Consider the following 19,619-nt stretch of genomic DNA (forward strand, 5'->3'; position numbering starts at 1 on the left):
AAACCTGGTTTAAACAATCACCGACACAGCCAGCGGCAGGAACACCGCCGTGGCCACGCCCATCAGACTCATGGCCAGCGCTGCAAAGGCGCCGCATTCTTCGCTTTCCTGCAGGGCCACCGAGGTGCCGACGGCGTGGGCGGTCATGCCCAGGGCCATGCCGCGCGCTTCGGGGCTGTGCACACCCAGGCGCGACAGGTACGCCGGGCCGATCATCGCGCCAACCACCCCGGTGATCAGCACAAACACCGCCGCCAACGCGGCCACGCCGCCGATCTGCTCGGCCACCAGCATGGCGATCGGCGAGGTCACCGACTTGGGCGCCATGGTCATCAGCATCATGTGTTCGGCGCCAAACCACCACCCCAGCAACACACACAGGCCGGTGGCCAACACGCCGCCTACCACCAGCGTAGTAAAAATCGGCCAGAACAATTGGCGAATCCGCCGCAGGTTCAGATAAAGCGGCACCGCGAGGGCCACCGTCGCCGGGCCGAGCAGGATGCCCATGATCTCGGTGCTCTTGCGGTACTCGGCATAACTGAGGCCGCAGGTGAGCAACACGCCGATCACCAGCAGCATGGACACCAACACCGGCTGCAGGAAAATCCAGCGGGTTTTCTCAAAGCCCGCGAGCACCAACTGATAAGCGCCGAGGGTGATGCCGATGCCGAACAAAGGGTGATGAATCACGGCGGTCCACGCGCCCTGCCAGTCGAAGATCATTGATCCTTCTCCTTGCGCTTGACCATCTGCTGCATCAGCACGCCGACAAAGCCCATGGCGATCACCAGCGACAACACCAGCGCGCCGACGATGGCCCAGAAGTCGGCGGCGATGTCCTTGGCGTAGACCATCACCCCCACGGCCGGCGGTACCAGCAGCAACGGCAGGTAGCGCAACAGGCTGCTGGCGGCCAGGCTCAAGGGCTCGCCGACTTCGCCGCGCCAGACCAGGAAGCCCAGCATCAGCAGCAGGCCGATGATCGGCCCCGGCAGCACCGGCAACAGCAAATGGTTGATCGCCGTGCCGATCAATTGAAACAGCACCAGCCAGGTCAGCCCACGTAACAGCATCCGTTCTCCCCCCTTTCAAAACCCGCCCGCATTATAAGCACGCCCGCCCTATGCATCGGCATTCGCCAAAAGCATGGTGGGTTGACCGAGCCTGTTGCCCATGATGATCTACATTGGTTCTCTGTAATCCATAAAAACAGCATTGATGAACCAAGGAGAGACGTAATGCCCTATGTACCCGTAGCGCAGCTCAAAGATTATGTCGGCAAGGAACTGGGACGTTCCGAATGGCTCACCATCGACCAGGCCCGCATCAACCTGTTCGCAGAAGCCACTGGCGATCATCAGTTCATCCACGTCGACCCGGTGAAGGCCGCGCAAACGCCGTTTGGCACCACCATCGCCCACGGTTTCCTGTCGCTGTCGCTGATGCCCAAGCTGATGGAAGACATCCTGATCGTGCCCGAAGGCCTGAAGATGGCGGTCAATTACGGCCTGGACAGCGTGCGCTTTATCCAGCCGGTGAAGGTCAACTCCAAGGTGCGCCTGAACGTGACGCTCACCGACGTGACCGAGAAAAAGCCCGGCCAATGGCTGCTCAAGGCCACCGCCACCCTGGAGATCGAAGGCCAGGAAAAACCTGCTTACGTTGCCGAGTCGTTGTCGCTCTACTTCGTGTAAGCCCATGCCTGTGGTGGGGATATAAACCTCACCACAGCGTATGTAAATTTATGTATGAGACTCGCAGCTGCGGCATACTCGGCGCTCAATTATCCGGATCCCGCTATGCGCCCACTCGCCCCCCTTGCCCTTGCCCTGTTGCTCACCGCTTGCGGAGACGGTGAATCGCTGTTGCCGCCCGATGCGCGCCTGCCCGATGGCGGCCGTTACCGGGGCGATGTGGTCAATGGTTTGCTGCAGGGCCAGGGCCGCGTGGACTACCCCAACGGCAGCTGGTACGCAGGCCAGTTCGACAAAGGCCAGTGGCACGGCGCGGGCGAATGGCACGGCAGCAACGGCGAAGTCTATAAAGGCCAGTTCCAGCAAGGCCTGTTCGACGGCCAGGGCAGCCTGACCACCGCCGGCAGCCACTACGTGGGCGGCTTCAAGAACGGTCGACGCAACGGCGAAGGCACCCTCAAAGAGGGGCAGATGACCTATCGCGGCGAATTCAAGGACGACCAGTATTCCGGCCTCGGCCGCCTGGAGCTGGCCGACGGCAGCCAATACCAGGGCCAGATCGCCCACGGCAAGCCAAATGGCGAAGGCCAGCGCAACGACGACAGTGGCAACCAGTTCAGCGGGCACTTTGTGGACGGCCAGCTGGAGGGCAACGGCACCTTCAACAGTGCCGACGGCGACATCTATGTGGGCCAGTTCAAGCAAAACCAGCTCAACGGCAAGGGCCGCTACGAAAACGCCGACGGCGACGTGTGGATCGGCCAGTTCAAGGAAGGCGCGCTGAGCGGTAAAGGCGAGTTGATTGGCGTGGACGGCAGCCATTACGTCGGCCAGTTCAGCGACTGGCGCTTTACCGGCGAAGGCCGCCTGAACCTCACCGACGGCAGCTTCTATATCGGCGGTTTCGACAGCGACAGCTACCAAGGCAAAGGCACCCTGGTGCTCACCGACGGCACCGTGCAGGCCGGCACGTGGGTCAACGGCATGCGCGTGCGTGACGCCGACGGCAAGCTGCTGCCCGACCCGCTGGAAATCGGCGTGCTGGCCCAGGGCCGTTTGCTCGATGCGGCCCTCGCCGCCGTGCCTGCGTCCACCCCGGCCGTGGAGCTGTACACCCTGGCCGTGGCCGGCGACGGCAAACAAAGCGTGTTTCTGCGCGAAGCCGATTACGTCAGCAATATGCTCGCCACCCGCTTCGGTGCGCGCGGGCAGATCCGCCTGGTCAACCACCGCGACCACATCGCCGACCGCCCTCTGGCCACCCGCGAAAGCCTGCGCCGCGCCGTGCAGACCCTGGCCGAGCGCACCGGGCCGGAAGACCTGGTATTCATCTACCTGACCAGCCACGGCACCCACGAACACGAACTGGTACTCGACCAGCCGCGCATGGAGCTGGCCGACCTGCCCGCCGATGAACTGGCCGCCGTGCTCACACCGCTGAAAAACCGCGACAAGATCATCGTGATTTCCGCCTGCTATTCCGGCGGGTTCATCCCGGCGCTGAAAGACGAACGTACACTGATCATGACCGCCTCGCGCGCCGACCGGGTGTCCTTCGGTTGCTCCGAGGAGGCCGACTTTACCTACTTCGGCGACGCCCTCTTCGCCCAAGCCTTCAACCAGACCGACGACTTGCAGCAAGCCTTCAAGCTCGCGCAACTGCATGTGGCCGAACGCGAACAGGCGGACAACTTCGAAGCCTCCGAACCGCAGATCTGGGCCCCCAAGGGGGTGATCGCCCACTGGCAACTATTACGCAAACAGCAGGCACGAAAGGCGCTCGAAAGCGTCTCAATGAATAGCAAGGAAGCCAAAGGCAACTAAGCTGTAATGTGTAACAAGGGGGAAACACCATGTACCTGACACCTCAGCATATCTTGCTCGCTGGCGCCTCTGGCCTCACCGGCGAACACCTGCTCGACCGCCTGCTCAACGAACCCACCGTGACCCGCGTACTGGCGCCCAGCCGCAAGCCGCTGGCCGAACACCCGCATCTGGAAAACCCGGTGGGCGACCCGGCGGTGTTCCTGCCGCAACTGAGCGGCCGCGTGGATATCGCCTTCTGCTGCCTGGGCACCACCATCAAACAGGCAGGCTCCGAAGCCGCCTTCCGCGCTGTCGACCTGGACATGGTCGTGGCCTTCGCCCGACGTGCCCGGGACATGGGCGCGCGGCACCTGATCGTGATCAGCGCGATTGGCGCCGACCCGAAATCGTCGATCTTCTACAACCGGGTCAAGGGCGAAATGGAGCAAGCGCTGAAGGCCCAAGACTGGCCGCAACTGACCATCGTGCGGCCCTCCTTGCTGCTGGGGGAACGCCTGGAGCCGCGCCTCGCCGAGCAATTGGCCGGGCCGCTGTCGCGGTTGATTCCGGGCAAGTACCACGGCATTGAAGTGTGCGAACTGGCCCGCGCCATGTGGCGCCTGGCGCTGGAAGAGCAGGATGGGGTGCGGGTGGTGGAGTCGGATGAGTTGCGCAAGCTGGGTAAATAAGCCTCAACGCAAAGCAAAATGTGGGAGGGACGGTGCGACTGGGGTTAAAGCCCGCCCGTGGCGTTGAAGCCAACCCCCAGCACCGTCAACACCGACAGCGGCAGCAGCAATGTGTCGAGCAACGCACTGGCCGGCAGGTCTACACCAGGGTAGCTCGGCGCTTCGGCACCAAACCGGTCCTTGGCGCAGCAACCACCGTTCATGGCATACAAATCCAGCCGCGTGCCGGCGTACACCACCGGCGCGCCGGGCTGGGCGGCGTCCAGGGTGCGCGCGGTGGCGCAGCCGGTCAGGTGCAGCGCCAACACCACTATAAGCGCCTTATTCATCGCTGCTCAAATGATGCTCGCCCCAACGCGGCAGCATGTCCTGGGGGATATTCAGCAGGTTGAGAATCCGCGCCACCACAAAGTCCACCAGGTCATCGATGGTCTGCGGCTGGTGATAGAAGCCAGGGGATGCTGGCAAGATGGTCACGCCCATGTTCGACAACTTGAGCATGTGCTCCAGGTGAATGCTCGAATACGGCGCCTCACGCGGCACCAGAATCAACTGGCGACGCTCCTTCAGGGTCACATCCGCCGCGCGCTCGATCAGGTTGTTGCAGGCCCCGGTCGCAATCGCCGACAGCGTACCGGTGGAACACGGCACCACCACCATCGCCGCCGGCGCGCCGGAGCCGGAGGCCACCGGCGACATCCAGTCCTCTTTGCCGTAGACCTTGATCTGCCCCGCCGCCGCACCGGTGTATTCGGTGAGGAAGGCCTGCATCATTTGCACCTTGGGCGGCAGCGCCACGTCGGTTTCCGTCGCCAACACCAACTGCGCGGCCTTGGAGATCAAGAAGTGCACCTCGCGGTCCTCGCGCACCAGACAATCGAGCAGGCGCAGGCCATACGGCGCGCCGGATGCGCCGGTCATCGCCAGGGTGACGCGTTCCGGGCCGCTCATTTCAGTGCCTCGGCCAATTTTCCGTGCAGGCCGCCGAAGCCGCCGTTGCTCATCACGACCACGTGGGTACCGGGCTTGGCCTGATGCTTGACGTGTTCGATGATGCCCTCGATCGAATCACACACCTTCGACGGCACGGTGCACAGCGCCGCAATCGCCGGCAGGTCCCAGCCAAGGTTGGTCGGGGCGTACCACACCACCTGATCGGCATCGTTGACGCTGTCCGGCAGCCCGTCGCGGTGGGCGCCAAGCTTCATGGAGTTGGAACGCGGCTCAACAATCGCAATGATCTGCGCATCGCCGACCCGCTTGCGCAGGCCATCCAGGGTGGTAGCAATGGCTGTGGGGTGGTGGGCAAAGTCGTCGTAGATGGTAATCCCATTCACGTCGGCGACCTTTTCCATGCGGCGCTTCACGCTCTTGAACGCGCTCAATGCGGCAACGCCCATCGACGGCACCACGCCCACATGCCGTGCCGCAGCCAAGGTCACCAAGGCATTGGCGACGTTATGCTGGCCGGTCATGTCCCAATCAACGATGCCCTGGGCCACGCCTTCAAACAGCACTTCAAACCGGGAACCGTCTTCACTGAGCAACTTGACCTGCCACTGCCCGCCGGCGCCGGTGGTTTGCACCGGGGTCCAGCAGCCCATCTCGATCACGCGCTGCAACGCCGGCTCGGTGGTCGGGTGGATCACCAGGCCTTCGCTCGGGATAGTGCGCACCAAGTGGTGGAACTGGCGCTCGATGGCCGCCAGATCCGGGAAAATGTCGGCATGATCGAACTCAAGGTTATTGAGGATCGCCGTACGCGGGCGGTAGTGGACGAACTTGGAGCGTTTGTCGAAGAACGCGCTGTCGTACTCGTCGGCTTCAATCACGAAAAACGGCGTGTCACCCAGACGCGCCGACACCGAGAAATTCTGCGGCACGCCGCCAATCAAAAAGCCCGGGCTCATGCCCGCATGCTCCAACACCCAGGCCAGCATGCTGCTGGTGGTGGTTTTGCCATGGGTGCCAGCAACGGCCAATACCCAACGGCCTTGCAGCACATGGTCGGCCAGCCATTGCGGGCCGGACACATAAGGCAAACCTTTATTGAGTACGTACTCCACCGCCGGGTTGCCACGGGACATGGCATTGCCGATCACCACAAGGTCGGGCACCGGGTCGAATTGCGCCGGGTCGTAGCCTTGGGTCAGCTCGATACCCTGCGCCTGGAGTTGCGTGCTCATGGGTGGGTAAACATTGGCATCGGAGCCGGTAACGTGATGGCCCAGCTCTTTGGCCAGCACCGCCATCGAGCCCATGAACGTACCGCAGATACCGAGAATATGAATGTGCATAGTCGACCTCGTAAAACATCGAGGCAGGTTAGCGCAGGGAGGGGCAAATGGCACTCTTTAGGAGTCAGCGTTTATGGGTGAGCCTTCAATCCAGCAGTTCGGGGACGCAAAAATGCCGATGTATCCGATCAGACCGCGTGCACGCGACCCGATCGAATACAACAGCATGGGTCCTCAAGGCTGTGTGCTGCTGGCAGGCCAGAAGTCAGTCACGGGGTAAAATGCCTTATTGCGCTGCCGCTTTTATTTTCAGCGTGACCTGTTTAGAGACGTCGGTAATAAAAGCCAGTTTGGACTCGATAACTTTTGCGCGCACTATAATGTCCGGATCTTCGCTACGCGACACCGAGAACGTAGTTGGAATGCCGTATTTATCGGCCAACGCCACAAAGTATTGCCCGAGGCCATTGGTGATTGACTCCAGAGAAGTCATACGCTCTTCGTTTGATTTAAGAGCCAACTGAAAGTCGGGCTTGACCTGGTCTTCTACATTAAGTGTTTTCAGCGTGTTGACCGCCGTGAACACGTCATCTTGAACCTGGTCTACCGCTCTTGCCTCGGCAAGACCTTTTTTAAAGATAGCCTCCGGCGAATCGGCGAATGCCTTTTTGATTGTTTCAATAGTGGTGTTTGTGATCACCCCAGTAGCGGCAGTGACGCCACTAGCAAACAACGCCACTTTATAAGGTGACGCAGCAGGTTTAAGTGCGTCCAAATTCACATCAGCAGCAGCCGCAGCCTCATTAAGCTCTTCGCCTGACTTTTTAAGACTAGCGCTGGAAAATTCGTCAACGGCTTTGCCATTCACCGTTGACGCCGGGATCTCAAAGGTCGACGTAAAGGTTTTCGGTGTAACCTCCACCACCTCTTCCTGCCCAAGCTTTTTGGCATAGTCATCTGTTGTCTTGAGACTGCCTTGCTCTGCAACAAAATCCTTATCAAATTTAGTCGCGCCCGCCCCCAGCGAGCGAGAAGTACCCGCCACTGCGACGTTGCCGCCCTCAGGCGCCTTGACACCTTCCGGAGCCTTGATGGTTGCTGGAAGACCCAAACCCGCTCTATTAAAAAGCTTACTAAAGCCGCGCGGCACTCGCTTTGCACTAACGTCTTCTGCGACAAACATTTCAGGCTCTAGAGACGCCGCCCTGCTGCCAGTGTTTTTTTCAGCAGACTCGGAACTGCGGGCGATTGAAGGCGCCAGGTGTTCAGGCGAAGGTTTACTTACAGTCTCAGGATGTAATTGTGGCTGAGAAAAATACCACTGTGATGCGGGAGAGTTGATACTTGTCATATAAGTCACCTAATGATTAATTTGCATTAGGAAGCCATCCATTTCCTCCACTATATATGTGACAAAAGCCTCTAAAAAGTTCCGATAAATTTACCAACCGGAAAAAGCTTACTGCCAGACAACTATATACAGCCACAAACTCCGAACAACCATCACGCAACCGCCTGAACAACTCCATATTGTGTCAACTGTATTCCATACGGTGTTTTTGTTACAAGATTATAGATATACCACGCACCGTGCAGAAAAATTGCGGTAACGGGCCCCATTTTCTCTGAACGACCAAGACGCTTATAGTAAAAGTCACTGACGACGTCCTTATGCTTATAAAGCTTCTGCGCATCATGATTTTTAATACCAATCGACAACCCCGACTGCACTTTTGAGAGCAAATTGCCGCCTAGGCGTCCGGCTTCGCTTAGTCCATCGCCGATATTTTTTGGCGCCTTAAAAACATCGTCAACCCCTAAGGAGGAGCTTAACCCTTTGACAAACCCGGAGCTGATCGCTTTAAGGGCGCCTCGGCCAGACTTTAAGGCAGTGGCAAAGCCTTTTGCACCCGGAATAAGAAACCCCAATGCATCAAATCCGAGGTCAAAAATCGCGCCTGCAACGTTCCCCTTAATGGCGTTCATGACGCCATCATAAAAAGGAGCAAGGCTAAGAAAAAGCTCAGTCAATTTCTTGTTATTTATTATTTCCTGCTCACGTTGAGTAACGCCTTTCAATCCACTCCTGCGACCCTCTTGACCATAAGTAAAAAAATCGCTGACGGTTTTACCCATGGCTAAATTTCTTGTGGAAAAATAGCTACCCGAGATTGGCTTTACCGAATCAATTGGAACGTGAGCCGAAGCACGATCTGTATGGGTAGAACTTAATTGCTCGACCAGGATTCGTGAGCGTGGTTTCTCACCTTGTGACGGCTGACCATAATAAGGGTTCGCATCAAAATTGAGTTCATCGCCGATGCTATTGTTCGGCTTACCACTTGAATCAGGCCTCTTCCACTCTGTTTGCGGGCGATTCACGAGGGGCGCTTTCAATCCGGGCTCTTTGATGATTTTTGATTGCCCCGGCAAGTAGCTGTAATAGTGGATATCCCCATTGCCTCGATCTGCCTTGATCAGTACGCCTTGGCGCCCGGTCAACTGCAAAGTCTCTTCCAGGCTAGGCTTGCTGCTCACATACTTTTGGGTTTCATGACCTCCGGCTTTACCAACAACTTTTTTATCGTAAGGCTTGCGCACTGAATAGAAACTGATGTCCGAGCCATCAAGAATGTTTCGATCCGCCACAGGCAACAGTGAAACATGGTATCGGAACATGACATTTATCGCGATCTCACGCCGAGCCTTATACTTTTCGAATAAGTCATCAAACTTTTTATTAATATCCGCTAACAAATAAAATTTGCGCGTCATCACGGGATGAAATGGGTACGTTTTCTCATCGCGCGACTCCCAGGCCTTTTGGCCCAGGTGCCCAGACATGTAGATGTCCAGTACCGAATAATATGTAATGTCCGGCCAAACTTCGTGACTGTCTTTGATAACCTTCTTTTCAAAATCTATATCACTGCCATAAATCCTCTTCAACTCTTGGAGCGCCAATTCTTTTCGACTGACCGGCTCAGCATTCAAGGCCTCTGACGCCAACCCCAATTCACCTTGCTGTTTGACCATTGCGTTCGCCGCCACGTTGTAATCGTCGGCGGAGTAAACTGAGTTCTCCTTCGCACGGATAACCCCATTGGCCACTGCCCAGTCGAGGACCGGCGCACGCCTGACTTCCTCCAGGTCTGCTTGCCCCTTATCTGAAACCGGGACTGTTTGACCAAATACCATCACTTGGCTAAATGTCATATTGGCCACAGCACCCGGCACCCTCTTCTCAATACGCAACGCCTCAATGGTGTAGTTGGCCCACGTATGAGACCCATAAACCAGGTTAGGCGGCATATCTTTTGTCAGAAGCTCTGGCGCCGATATCGACAACAACAGCCGCGCCGTAATCGGCGCCATTTCAGCCCCGACCCGTCCCTCTAGATGACGCGTAAAGCGGCCGATAATCTGATCGGCCGTCGCACCGATATTCTGTTGACCATACAAGCTATAGCCACTCAGGTTATGACGCCCCGCCCCGCCCATAGAGTCAAACTCGAGCGCCAGTGCCGCGCTCACAAACTCATTGCTGCTGGTAGCTGTTTCAACCCCTCCCAATTCAACCTGTATTTTCTTACCCAGCGCCCTGGCTTCAGGCGTTCGAATAAGCTCATTCAGTGCGGTTTCGGGGTCAGTGCTGATCACCTTCCTGATGTTGTCGGGAAGGCAATTTATCAGTCGACCAAACAGGCTCTGGGCCGCTGGCCCGTCCTGGCCCTGCGGCGCAAGATCAGGGTTCAACGTCTTCCACCGCTCGACTATTTCTATCAGTTTTTTCTTCGTGTTAATGCCCAAGGTGGTGCTCTCAGAGAGCCGAGTCAACGGCAATGCGCCACCGCCGCTGGCATGAGGCGCCCTGTGGACAAGGTCGAAAGACAACATGTGGGCCACGTTTAACGCACCCGCAGCATTTCCTGGCACGTTCATCTCGAGTTGACCGACCAGCCTGTCGGCGCTGATCTCTGAACTCGGCCTTCTGCGGCTCTTGAGCCTCTTGGCAATCGCAGAGCGTGGATCAAGAGGTATCTTGACCTTGCTCAAGTCGATCTTGCCATCGGCATCGTCGACCTGGGATTCCAGTGCGGTGATGAGCGCATGGGTATTGATGCTGTCACCCAACCTCTCCTCATGCTTAGCGAATTCCTCCGGCGATCTCAGCGCCCCATAGGGATCGGTCGGAAACTCGAAGTGCCCTTTTTCTACATAACGCTTGTGAAAGCTCGACACTTGCTCAGGGCTCAGCTCAAAAGGCCGCAGGTAAAACGCGCCCACTACTCCCCATGGCAGATCACCTTTTGGTAAGACGCCGCTTAATATTTCTCCAGGCCCCGGGGCAATTCGCCGAGCGGCTGCCAAGACTGCTCGCGACACCTCGGCCCAGCCAGAATCGTCCGAAAGAGAAAAGGTCTTCCACGCATTGCCAACAACGGCGGTCATCTCTGCGCGGGAGGGGCTGAACTTCATGCTCGTGGTATCCACCCCCTGTTGCTTGGCCCAGGCGGTAAACGCCGGGCTGCCGAGCGCATCGTCCAGCAGGCCGCGCCAACGCCCTAACGTGGAATTCGGGGGTACCGGTACATCCGGCGGGGTGACTGACGTTCCAAAGAAGAGATCATGCAATGTGGATCCGAATGCACTCGCCACTTGGGCATCTGCGGCAGCACGCGTTTCGAGGGTGTCAGGCGGTGGAGCATCACGCTTTTGTCGAACGCCGTTGCCATGAGTGCCTGGAAAAGCCGTCGAGGTGCCTGGCACTGTGGCCGGCTGCTGCGCAGCAGGGGCCGCCTGGGCAGGCAAGCGGGAATTAATTCCAGAAGCTGTAGGAAAACCAGAAATATTTGTCATTCAAACACCTCAATGTAAAAGCAGTAATTCCCTGCTCCTACATTGAGTGGCTGGAGATTCTACAAAGCGTGCACCAGACGACTTACAAAGATGCGACAGAACATTGCATCTAATGCGCATTCGTACGAAATAACACCGATCATTGACGGGTAATTCCATGCTTGCGCAATTTGCGATAAAGGGTGTTGCGACTAACCCCCAACTGCGTTGCGGCGTGCGTCATATGCCAGTGCTGCTGCTCCAGCGCGTCAAGCAAGGCCAGCCGTTCAGCATGCTCCAGCGGCAGGTCCAGCGCCTTATCAACCGTTTGCGGTTGGGATCGGCGAATGATCGCTGGCAGGTCTTCAGACGTAACCCGCCCCTCCTCAGCCAGCGCCGACAACGTACGTAACACGGTGCGCATCTGCCGCACATTGCCCGGCCAGGTAAACGCCAATAACTGCTGGCGCGCAGCAACATCGAGCAGCACTTTCTGCGGCGCGGATGCGTCCTCCAACAGAAAATCCAGCAACTGGGATTTGTCACTGCGATCGCGCAGCGCCGGCAATGAAACTTCCAGCCCATTGAGCCGGTAATACAAATCCTCGCGAAAGCTGCCGCCCTGGATACACCCCAGCAAATCACGATGGGTCGCACTGATGATGCGCACATCGATTGCCTGGGGCTCACCGCCGATGGGCACTACCATGCGGTCGTCCAGCACTCTTAATAGCCGGGTCTGCAGGGCCAGCGGCATGTCGCCAATTTCATCCAGGAACAAGGTGCCGCCATCGGCTTGTTGCAACTTGCCTTGCATACCCTCCTTGCGCGCGCCGGTAAAACTGCCGCCGCGATAGCCGAACAGTTCGCTCTCGATCAGGCTTTCCGGGATGGCGGCACAGTTGAGCGCCACGAAGGGTTTGGCGGCACGCTGGCTGGCGTGGTGCACGGCCTTGGCAAACGCCTCTTTGCCGGAGCCGGTTTCGCCGTTGATCAATAACGGCACGTCGCGCTCGAAGACCCGCAGCGCTTTACGGAAATCATTTTGCAGGGCCGGATCGCCCATGCAGATGCCCGGCAGAGGTTGCCGCTCGGGTTGCGGCTGGGCGATGGGTGCCGGCAGGCTACGCACCTGGCCACGTAACGCAGCGAACAGCTGCCGGCCATCGCGCGTGCGCAGTGGCCAACTGGCCGTGGCATTCGCGCTGGCGCGCCCCAGCAGTTGGTCGAGGCCGCAGTCGAAAAGCGCCTCCACCGGTTGCCCCAGCAAGCCTCCACGGGCCTGGCCCAGCAGGTTCAGCGCGCTCTGGTTGGCCGCGCAAATCCGCCCTTCGCCATCGAACGCCAACAACCCTTCACTGAACAGGCCCACCGACTCGGCCTGCAGGTGAAAGCGCAGCAGCCAGTGCTGTTCAAAGTGACGCAGGAAGTAACAACTCTCGATCATCTTCGCCGACAGGTTGACCAGCGCCATGGTGTGGAACTGGCTCTGGCGCGAAACGGCTTCGCGCGCCGAGGACACATCCAGTACCGCCAGCAATTCGCCGTGGGGGTCGAACACCGGGCTCGCCGAGCAAGTCAGCCCGATATGACGGCCGCGAAAATGTTCATCACGATGAATCGTCAGCGACTGACGCTCGACCAGGCAGGTGCCGATGCCGTTGGTGCCTTCCCGGGCCTCACTCCAGTCGGCGCCCAGCCACAGCCCGGCGCGCTCGAAAATCCTGCGCTCGGACGGCGCGGTGACACAGTTGAGGATCACCCCGCGCGCATCGGTCAGCAGCACGGCGTGGCCGGCGCCCGAGAGCTGTTGGTGCAGGCTGTTCATCTCATTGCCGGCGATGCTCAACACTTGTTGCAGACGCTCGCGGCTTTCCAGCAGGCGGGCGTGTTCAAGCACGGTGGGGGCGATGGTCTGCGCGGGGTCGAGGTGGTAGTCCTCCAGGCAACGCAGCCAGGAGCGCGCGATGGAAGGATCGCTGGAGGGATCGCGGCCGCGCGCCACCGTGAGGACCTGCTGGGCATGGCGACTGAAATGATCGTTATGCATGTTCTTATTATTCTCCCTGCGTGAGAACAGCCAGCATCCCCCAGCCAACCGGCCATTGCAATCCCAGGCCGACCCGCCGGTCACGGGCTGTACCGTTTATGGCACAAACTGTCACAGAACCTGTATCGACCCCGACACAGCAACGCCTCGCAACACACCTCAACCCCTTGATTTACCTGGGCGGCAAAGCGGTGGCCCAACCTTTGCTCTACGCTTTACCAAGCGCAGCAACAGCGCTGCACTCCAATAAACATAAAAGCCAGGAGATACCCACCATGCGTTACGCACACCCCGGTACTGAAGGCGCGATCGTTTCGTTCAAGGCCAAGTACGGCAACTACATTGGTGGCGAATTCGTTGCGCCGGTCGACGGCAACTATTTCACCAATACCTCGCCGGTCAACGGCAAGCCTATCGCCGAATTCCCGCGCTCCACTGCCAAAGACATCGACAAGGCCCTCGACGCCGCCCACGCCGCCGCTGATGCCTGGGGCAAGACCTCGGCTCAGGACCGCTCGCTGGTGCTGCTGAAGATCGCCGACCGCATCGAGCAGAACCTCGAACTGCTGGCCATCACCGAAACCTGGGACAACGGCAAGGCCGTGCGTGAAACCCTCAACGCCGACATCCCGCTGGCCGCCGACCACTTCCGCTACTTCGCCGGTTGCATCCGCGCCCAGGAAGGCACCAGCGCCGAAATCAACGAACACACTGCGTCCTACCACTTCCATGAACCCCTGGGCGTAGTCGGGCAGATCATCCCGTGGAACTTCCCGATCCTGATGGCTGCATGGAAACTCGCGCCAGCCCTGGCCGCCGGGAACTGCGTGGTACTCAAGCCCGCCGAGCAAACGCCGCTGGGTATCACCGTGTTGATGGAAGTGATCGGCGACCTGCTGCCACCGGGCGTGCTGAACGTGGTGCAAGGTTTCGGCAAAGAAGCCGGCGAAGCCCTGGCCACCAGCAAGCGCATTGCCAAGATTGCCTTCACCGGCTCCACGCCTGTGGGCTCGCACATCATGCATGCGGCGGCCGAGAACATCATTCCGTCCACCGTTGAGCTGGGCGGCAAGTCGCCGAACATCTTCTTCGCCGACATCATGAAAGCCGAGCCGACCTTTATCGAAAAGGCCGCCGAAGGCCTGGTGCTGGCGTTCTTCAACCAGGGCGAAGTGTGCACCTGCCCGTCCCGCGCGCTGGTGGAAGAGTCGATCTACGACGACTTCATGAAAGTGGTGATGAAGAAGATCGAGCAGATCAAACGCGGCGACCCGCTGGACACCGACACCATGGTCGGCGCCCAGGCGTCCGAGCAGCAGTTCGACAAGATCCTCTCCTACCTCGAAATCGCCAAGGGCGAAGGCGCACAGTTGCTCACTGGCGGCAAGGTTGAGCAGCTCACCGGCGATATGGCCGGCGGCTATTACATCCAGCCGACCCTGCTCAAGGGCACCAACGAAATGCGCGTGTTCCAGGAAGAAATCTTCGGCCCGGTGGTGAGCATCACCACCTTCAAGGATGAAGCCGAAGCCCTGGCCATCGCCAACGACACCGAGTTCGGCCTCGGCGCCGGGGTGTGGACCCGCGACATCAACCGCGCCTACCGCATGGGCCGCGCGATCAAGGCCGGCCGCGTGTGGACCAACTGCTACCACCTGTACCCGGCGCATGCCGCGTTTGGCGGTTACAAGAAGTCCGGTGTGGGCCGTGAAACGCACAAGATGATGTTGGATCACTACCAGCAGACCAAGAACCTGCTGGTGAGCTACGACATCAATCCGTTGGGCTTCTTCTAACTAACACCCCCTCCCACATTTGAAATGCAATCAAATGTGGGAGGGGGCAAGCCCCTTCCCACATTTGGATCTTCATAAGTACTTGCGAATTGCATTCGGCACACAGAGGCCGAGTTAAAAAAATAACAATGAAAGGTACTTTCCCATGCCTAGCGAACCTACTGGATCCTCCGTCGACTTCGAAAAAGTCGACTCTCAATACTTCCAACAACGCGAACTCAAAAAAGGCGCAGCCGGCTGGGTGCTGCTGGTCGGCCTCGGCGTTGCCTACGTCATCTCCGGAGACTACGCCGGCTGGAACTTCGGCCTGGCCCAAGGCGGCTGGGGCGGCATGTTCCTCGCCACATTGCTGATGGCCACCATGTACCTGTGCATGTGTTTTTCCCTGGCCGAGCTGTCTTCCATGATTCCTACCGCCGGCGGCGGCTACGGCTTCGCCCGCAGCGCCTTCGGCCCCTGGGGCGGGTTCCTGACCGGCACCGCCATCCTGATCGAATACGCCATCGCCCCCGCCGCCATCGCGGTGTTTATCGGCGCGTATTGTGAGTCTCTGTTCGGTATCGGCGGCTGGATGATTTACCTGGCGTTCTACATCATCTTTATCGGCATCCACATCTTCGGCGTCGGTGAAGCCTTGAAGCTGATGTTCGTGATCACCGCCGTCGCCGCGATTGCCTTGGGCGTGTTTCTGGTGGCGATGGTGCCGCACTTCAACGTCGCCAATCTGCTCGACATTCCGGTGACCGAAGCCAAGGGCGCCAGTACCTTCCTGCCGTTCGGTTATGTGGGCGTGTGGGCGGCGATCCCCTACGCCATCTGGTTTTTCCTCGCGGTCGAGGGCGTGCCGCTGGCCGCCGAAGAAACCAAGAACCCCAAGCGCGACCTGCCGCGCGGCCTAATCGGCGCCATTGTGGTGCTCACCAGTTTTGCCCTGCTGATTCTGGTGATCGCACCGGGCGGCGCCGGCACCTACGCGCTGATCAAGTCGGGTAACCCGTTGGTGGAAGCGCTGGCGCTGTCCTACGGCGGTTCGACCTGGATGGGCAGCTTCGTCAACCTGGTCGGCCTGGCGGGCTTGATCGCGAGCTTTTTCTCGATCATCTACGCCTATTCGCGGCAGATCTTCGCCTTGTCCCGTGCCGGCTACCTGCCGCGCAAACTGTCGCAGACCAACAAGAGCAAGGCGCCGGTGCTGGCGCTGGTGATCCCCGGCATCATCGGTTTTGGCCTGTCGCTGACCGGCCAGGGTGATTTGCTGATTCTGGTGGCGGTGTTTGGCGCCACCATTTCCTACGTGCTGATGATGGCCGCGCACATCACCTTGCGCATCCGTCGCCCCAAAATGGACCGCCCGTACCGCACACCGGGCGGCATCTTCACCTCCGGCGTCGCCCTGGTACTGGCCTGCGTGGCCGTGGTGGCGGGCTTTCTGGTGGATCCACGGGTGGTAATTGGCGCTGCGGTCATCTATGGAGTATTAATTGCTTACTTTGCTTTCTACAGCCGGCATCACTTGGTAGCAGGCACGCCCGAAGAGGAATTCGCGGCGATCCAGGCCGCAGAGGCCGCCTTGCACTGATAGCCGTAAACCTCGACGCGGGCGTCTGCTTGCGTCGTCAAGGAGACACTGTATGGCAAGCTTTTCCCACGCGGTGGGTGCACAGACCTACCGCTTCGACAGCCTCAAGGACGTGATGGCCAAGGCCAGCCCGGCGCGCTCCGGGGATTTTCTCGCCGGGGTCGCCGCGCAGAACGACGGCGAGCGCGTGGCCGCACAAATGGCGCTGGCTAACATTGCATTGAAGCACTTCCTCGAAGAAGCGCTGATCCCCTACGAAAGCGATGAAGTCACCCGGCTGATCATCGATACCCACGATAAACAGGCGTTTAGCGTCGTCAGCCACCTCACCGTCGGCGGCTTTCGCGACTGGCTGCTCAGTGACGCTGCAGACGAACATTCCCTACGCGCCTTGGCGCCCGGGCTTACACCGGAAATGGCTGCGGCCGTCTCGAAGATCATGCGCGTGCAGGACCTGGTGCTGGTGGCGCAGAAGATCCGCGTAGTCACCCGGTTTCGCGGCACCATGGGCCTGCGCGGGCGCCTGTCGACCCGCCTGCAACCCAACCACCCCACGGATGAACCGGCCGGCATCGCCGCGAGCATTCTCGACGGCCTGCTCTACGGCAACGGCGACGCCATGATCGGCATCAACCCGGCCACCGACAGCATCGCCTCGATCTGCGCCATGCTGGAGATGCTCGACGCGATCATCCAGCGCTACGAAATCCCCACCCAGGCCTGCGTGCTCACCCACGTCACCACCTCCATCGAGGCGATCAACCGCGGCGTGCCGCTGGACCTGGTGTTTCAGTCGATTGCCGGCACCGAGGCGGCCAACGCCAGTTTCGGCATCAACCTCAATGTGCTGCAGGAAGGTTACGAGGCGGGCTTGAGCCTCAATCGCGAGACCTTGGGGCAGAACCTGATGTATTTCGAAACCGGCCAGGGCAGTGCCCTCTCCGCCAACGCGCATTTTGGTGTCGACCAGCAAACCTGCGAAACCCGCGCCTACGCCGTAGCACGGCACTTCAAGCCGTTTTTGGTGAACACGGTCGTAGGATTTATCGGCCCCGAGTACCTGTACAACGGCAAACAGATCATCCGCGCCGGCCTCGAAGACCACTTCTGCGGCAAGCTGCTCGGCGTGCCGATGGGCTGCGATATCTGCTACACCAACCATGCCGAAGCCGACCAGGACGACATGGACACCCTGCTGACCCTGCTGGGGGTGGCCGGGATCAACTTCATCATGGGCATCCCCGGCTCCGACGACATCATGCTCAACTACCAGACCACCTCATTCCACGACGCCTTGTACGCCCGGCAAACATTGGGTTTAAAGCCGGCACCGGAATTTGAACAGTGGCTGGCGAAAATGGGCATCTTCACGCAAGCCGACGGCAAGGTGCATTTCGGCAACAGCCTGCCACCGGCCTTTCGCCACGCCCTGGCGCAACTGGGATGAAGGAGCCGACCGTGCAACCAGACCTGCCCGACAACCCGTGGCTGGAACTGCGCCGCCTGACCCCGGCGCGTATCGCCCTGGGGCGTACCGGCACCAGCATTCCCACCAGTGCCCAACTGGATTTCCAGTTCGCCCACGCCCAGGCGCGCGACGCCGTGCACCTGCCCTTCGACCACGCAGGCTTAAGCAGCCAACTGGCCGAACGCGGGCGTGACAGCCTGTTGCTGCACAGCGCCGCCCCTGACCGGCATAGCTACTTGCAACGCCCGGACCTGGGGCGGCGTTTGAGTGATGACTCGGCGCAAACCTTGCGCGAACACGCCCAGGCCAATCCGGGCGGCGTAGACCTGGCAATTGTGGTGGCCGATGGTTTATCGGCGCTGGCCGTACATAAACATACGCTGGCGTTTCTTACACGCATGGAGGAACAGACCCACGCCGAGGGGTGGTCCCTGTCACCGGTGATTCTGGTGGAACAGGGCCGTGTGGCGGTAGCGGACGAGATCGGGCAATTGCTCGGCGCCAGAATGGTGGTGATCCTGATCGGCGAACGGCCGGGGCTCAGCTCGCCGGACAGCCTGGGCCTGTATTTCACCTACAACCCCAAGGTCGGCCTGACCGATGCCTATCGCAACTGCATCTCTAATGTACGTTTAGAGGGCTTGAGCTATGGCATGGCGGCCCATCGTTTGCTGTACTTGATGAAAGAGGCGTGTCGCCGGCAATTGTCGGGGGTCAATCTGAAGGATGAAGCGCAGGTACAGACCATCGAATCCGATGATCCGGACTTGATGAAAGGAAATTTCCTGCTCAGCCCACCCACTGACTGATACCCGCACGATTGCGCTTTTTCGCCTCTTTAGGCAGCATCAAGTCACGGCCGCTCGCGTGGTCATCCCCCTATGGAAGTTGAGGCCTGGCATGCGGATTACTCAAGCGACCCTGGAACACCTGGACCTGTTGACCCCGTTGTTCGTCAAATACCGCGAGTTTTATGGCGCGCTGCCCTTTCCGGACTCCTCGCGGGCCTTTCTGGAAAAGCGCCTGCGCCGCAAGGAATCGGTGATCTACCTGGCCCTGGCCGATGATGACGACAAAAAACTGCTGGGCTTTTGCCAGCTGTACCCGAGCTTTTCATCGCTGTCGCTCAAGCGCGTTTGGATCCTCAACGACATCTATGTAGCCGAAGATGCGCGCCGCCAATTGGTGGCGGACAACCTGATGCGTACCGCAAAAAAAATGGCCAAGGAAACCCACGCCGTGCGGCTGCGGGTGTCCACCAGCAGTGACAACCTGGTGGCACAGAAGACCTACGAGTCCATCGGCTTTCGCGAAGATACCGAATTCAAGAACTACACCTTGCCGATCAGCGAAGACTGACTTCCAGGCACTGTAGACCCCCTGTGGGAGGGGGCTTGCCCCGGTACAAACCGGGGACATCGTTTACATTTCTAACCGGGGACATGGTTTACAGGTTAA

General features: G+C 59.4%; 16 protein-coding genes. 8 read left to right on the forward strand and 8 right to left on the reverse strand.

All coding sequences use genetic code 11. The features are described 5' to 3' along the window. Positions 1–9: 9 nt before the first annotated feature. Positions 10–726 (reverse strand): LrgB family protein, encoded by a 717-nt coding sequence (locus AC0IYH_RS16220; protein WP_471835099.1) that lies wholly within the window; start codon positions 724–726, stop codon positions 10–12. Then, positions 723–1,076, reverse strand: coding sequence for a CidA/LrgA family protein (locus AC0IYH_RS16225; RefSeq protein ID WP_015886074.1), 354 nt, complete (start codon positions 1,074–1,076; stop codon positions 723–725). The genes AC0IYH_RS16220 and AC0IYH_RS16225 overlap by 4 nt, the downstream gene beginning before the upstream one ends. Positions 1,077–1,241: 165 nt before the next feature. On the opposite strand from AC0IYH_RS16225, the gene AC0IYH_RS16230 reads away from it, so the two are divergent. From AC0IYH_RS16230 to AC0IYH_RS16240, 3 genes are all read left to right on the forward strand, one after another. Next, on the forward strand, positions 1,242–1,697 hold the full coding sequence (locus AC0IYH_RS16230; protein ID WP_101273166.1) for a MaoC family dehydratase: 456 nt from the start codon (positions 1,242–1,244) through the stop codon (positions 1,695–1,697). Between the two features lie 105 nt (positions 1,698–1,802). After that, a complete protein-coding gene (locus AC0IYH_RS16235; RefSeq protein WP_471835101.1) occupies positions 1,803–3,521 on the forward strand; it encodes a C13 family peptidase in 1,719 nt (572 codons plus the stop codon). Between the two features lie 29 nt (positions 3,522–3,550). Beyond that, positions 3,551–4,192, forward strand: coding sequence for an oxidoreductase (locus AC0IYH_RS16240; RefSeq protein ID WP_116629405.1), 642 nt, complete (start codon positions 3,551–3,553; stop codon positions 4,190–4,192). A 44-nt stretch (positions 4,193–4,236) separates the two neighbouring features. Here AC0IYH_RS16240 and AC0IYH_RS16245 read toward each other — a convergent pair whose 3' ends face one another. The 6 genes from AC0IYH_RS16245 to AC0IYH_RS16270 form a co-directional block, all read right to left on the reverse strand. Then, positions 4,237–4,521: a YceK/YidQ family lipoprotein gene (locus AC0IYH_RS16245; RefSeq protein WP_471835103.1), complete on the reverse strand. Its 285-nt coding sequence runs from the start codon at positions 4,519–4,521 to the stop codon at positions 4,237–4,239. After that, a complete protein-coding gene (ubiX, locus tag AC0IYH_RS16250; protein WP_003219402.1) occupies positions 4,514–5,143 on the reverse strand; it encodes a flavin prenyltransferase UbiX in 630 nt (209 codons plus the stop codon). The genes AC0IYH_RS16245 and ubiX overlap by 8 nt, the downstream gene beginning before the upstream one ends. Beyond that, positions 5,140–6,489, reverse strand: a complete 1,350-nt coding sequence (gene mpl, locus AC0IYH_RS16255) for a UDP-N-acetylmuramate:L-alanyl-gamma-D-glutamyl-meso-diaminopimelate ligase (protein ID WP_471835105.1) — start codon at positions 6,487–6,489, stop codon at positions 5,140–5,142. The genes ubiX and mpl overlap by 4 nt, the downstream gene beginning before the upstream one ends. Positions 6,490–6,715: 226 nt before the next feature. Next, positions 6,716–7,780 (reverse strand): hypothetical protein, encoded by a 1,065-nt coding sequence (locus AC0IYH_RS16260; protein ID WP_163821459.1) that lies wholly within the window; start codon positions 7,778–7,780, stop codon positions 6,716–6,718. Between the two features lie 152 nt (positions 7,781–7,932). After that, a complete protein-coding gene (locus AC0IYH_RS16265) occupies positions 7,933–11,289 on the reverse strand; it encodes a hypothetical protein (protein ID WP_471835110.1) in 3,357 nt (1,118 codons plus the stop codon). Positions 11,290–11,428: 139 nt separating this feature from the next. After that, positions 11,429–13,318, reverse strand: coding sequence for a sigma-54-dependent Fis family transcriptional regulator (locus tag AC0IYH_RS16270; protein WP_116629410.1), 1,890 nt, complete (start codon positions 13,316–13,318; stop codon positions 11,429–11,431). A 275-nt stretch (positions 13,319–13,593) separates the two neighbouring features. Between AC0IYH_RS16270 and exaC the strand changes: the two genes are divergently transcribed. From exaC to AC0IYH_RS16295, 5 genes are all read left to right on the forward strand, one after another. Then, positions 13,594–15,114, forward strand: coding sequence for an acetaldehyde dehydrogenase ExaC (gene exaC, locus AC0IYH_RS16275; RefSeq protein ID WP_122774074.1), 1,521 nt, complete (start codon positions 13,594–13,596; stop codon positions 15,112–15,114). A 145-nt stretch (positions 15,115–15,259) separates the two neighbouring features. Then, positions 15,260–16,693 (forward strand): ethanolamine permease, encoded by a 1,434-nt coding sequence (eat, locus tag AC0IYH_RS16280; protein ID WP_116629412.1) that lies wholly within the window; start codon positions 15,260–15,262, stop codon positions 16,691–16,693. Positions 16,694–16,745: 52 nt separating this feature from the next. After that, positions 16,746–18,140, forward strand: coding sequence for an ethanolamine ammonia-lyase subunit EutB (locus AC0IYH_RS16285; RefSeq protein ID WP_471835113.1), 1,395 nt, complete (start codon positions 16,746–16,748; stop codon positions 18,138–18,140). Continuing rightward, complete coding sequence (gene eutC / locus AC0IYH_RS16290; RefSeq protein WP_471835115.1) at positions 18,137–18,970, forward strand: ethanolamine ammonia-lyase subunit EutC; 834 nt, start codon at positions 18,137–18,139, stop codon at positions 18,968–18,970. The genes AC0IYH_RS16285 and eutC overlap by 4 nt, the downstream gene beginning before the upstream one ends. A 91-nt stretch (positions 18,971–19,061) precedes the next feature. Further along, positions 19,062–19,520: a GNAT family N-acetyltransferase gene (locus AC0IYH_RS16295; protein ID WP_116629415.1), complete on the forward strand. Its 459-nt coding sequence runs from the start codon at positions 19,062–19,064 to the stop codon at positions 19,518–19,520. Positions 19,521–19,619 lie beyond the last annotated feature (99 nt).

This window comes from Pseudomonas sp. AC463, from assembly GCF_979253585.1.

What these genes read in the sequence shown, in the direction of transcription:
- AC0IYH_RS16220 (WP_471835099.1), bottom strand. Translation starts at nt 726, where the DNA reads ATGATCTTCGACTGGCAGGGCGCGTGGACCGCCGTGATTCATCACCCT.
- AC0IYH_RS16225 (WP_015886074.1), bottom strand. Translation starts at nt 1,076, where the DNA reads ATGCTGTTACGTGGGCTGACCTGGCTGGTGCTGTTTCAATTGATCGGC.
- AC0IYH_RS16230 (WP_101273166.1), top strand. Translation starts at nt 1,242, where the DNA reads ATGCCCTATGTACCCGTAGCGCAGCTCAAAGATTATGTCGGCAAGGAA.
- AC0IYH_RS16235 (WP_471835101.1), top strand. Translation starts at nt 1,803, where the DNA reads ATGCGCCCACTCGCCCCCCTTGCCCTTGCCCTGTTGCTCACCGCTTGC.
- AC0IYH_RS16240 (WP_116629405.1), top strand. Translation starts at nt 3,551, where the DNA reads ATGTACCTGACACCTCAGCATATCTTGCTCGCTGGCGCCTCTGGCCTC.
- AC0IYH_RS16245 (WP_471835103.1), bottom strand. Translation starts at nt 4,521, where the DNA reads ATGAATAAGGCGCTTATAGTGGTGTTGGCGCTGCACCTGACCGGCTGC.
- ubiX (WP_003219402.1), bottom strand. Translation starts at nt 5,143, where the DNA reads ATGAGCGGCCCGGAACGCGTCACCCTGGCGATGACCGGCGCATCCGGC.
- mpl (WP_471835105.1), bottom strand. Translation starts at nt 6,489, where the DNA reads ATGCACATTCATATTCTCGGTATCTGCGGTACGTTCATGGGCTCGATG.
- AC0IYH_RS16260 (WP_163821459.1), bottom strand. Translation starts at nt 7,780, where the DNA reads ATGACAAGTATCAACTCTCCCGCATCACAGTGGTATTTTTCTCAGCCA.
- AC0IYH_RS16265 (WP_471835110.1), bottom strand. Translation starts at nt 11,289, where the DNA reads ATGACAAATATTTCTGGTTTTCCTACAGCTTCTGGAATTAATTCCCGC.
- AC0IYH_RS16270 (WP_116629410.1), bottom strand. Translation starts at nt 13,318, where the DNA reads ATGCATAACGATCATTTCAGTCGCCATGCCCAGCAGGTCCTCACGGTG.
- exaC (WP_122774074.1), top strand. Translation starts at nt 13,594, where the DNA reads ATGCGTTACGCACACCCCGGTACTGAAGGCGCGATCGTTTCGTTCAAG.
- eat (WP_116629412.1), top strand. Translation starts at nt 15,260, where the DNA reads ATGCCTAGCGAACCTACTGGATCCTCCGTCGACTTCGAAAAAGTCGAC.
- AC0IYH_RS16285 (WP_471835113.1), top strand. Translation starts at nt 16,746, where the DNA reads ATGGCAAGCTTTTCCCACGCGGTGGGTGCACAGACCTACCGCTTCGAC.
- eutC (WP_471835115.1), top strand. Translation starts at nt 18,137, where the DNA reads ATGAAGGAGCCGACCGTGCAACCAGACCTGCCCGACAACCCGTGGCTG.
- AC0IYH_RS16295 (WP_116629415.1), top strand. Translation starts at nt 19,062, where the DNA reads ATGCGGATTACTCAAGCGACCCTGGAACACCTGGACCTGTTGACCCCG.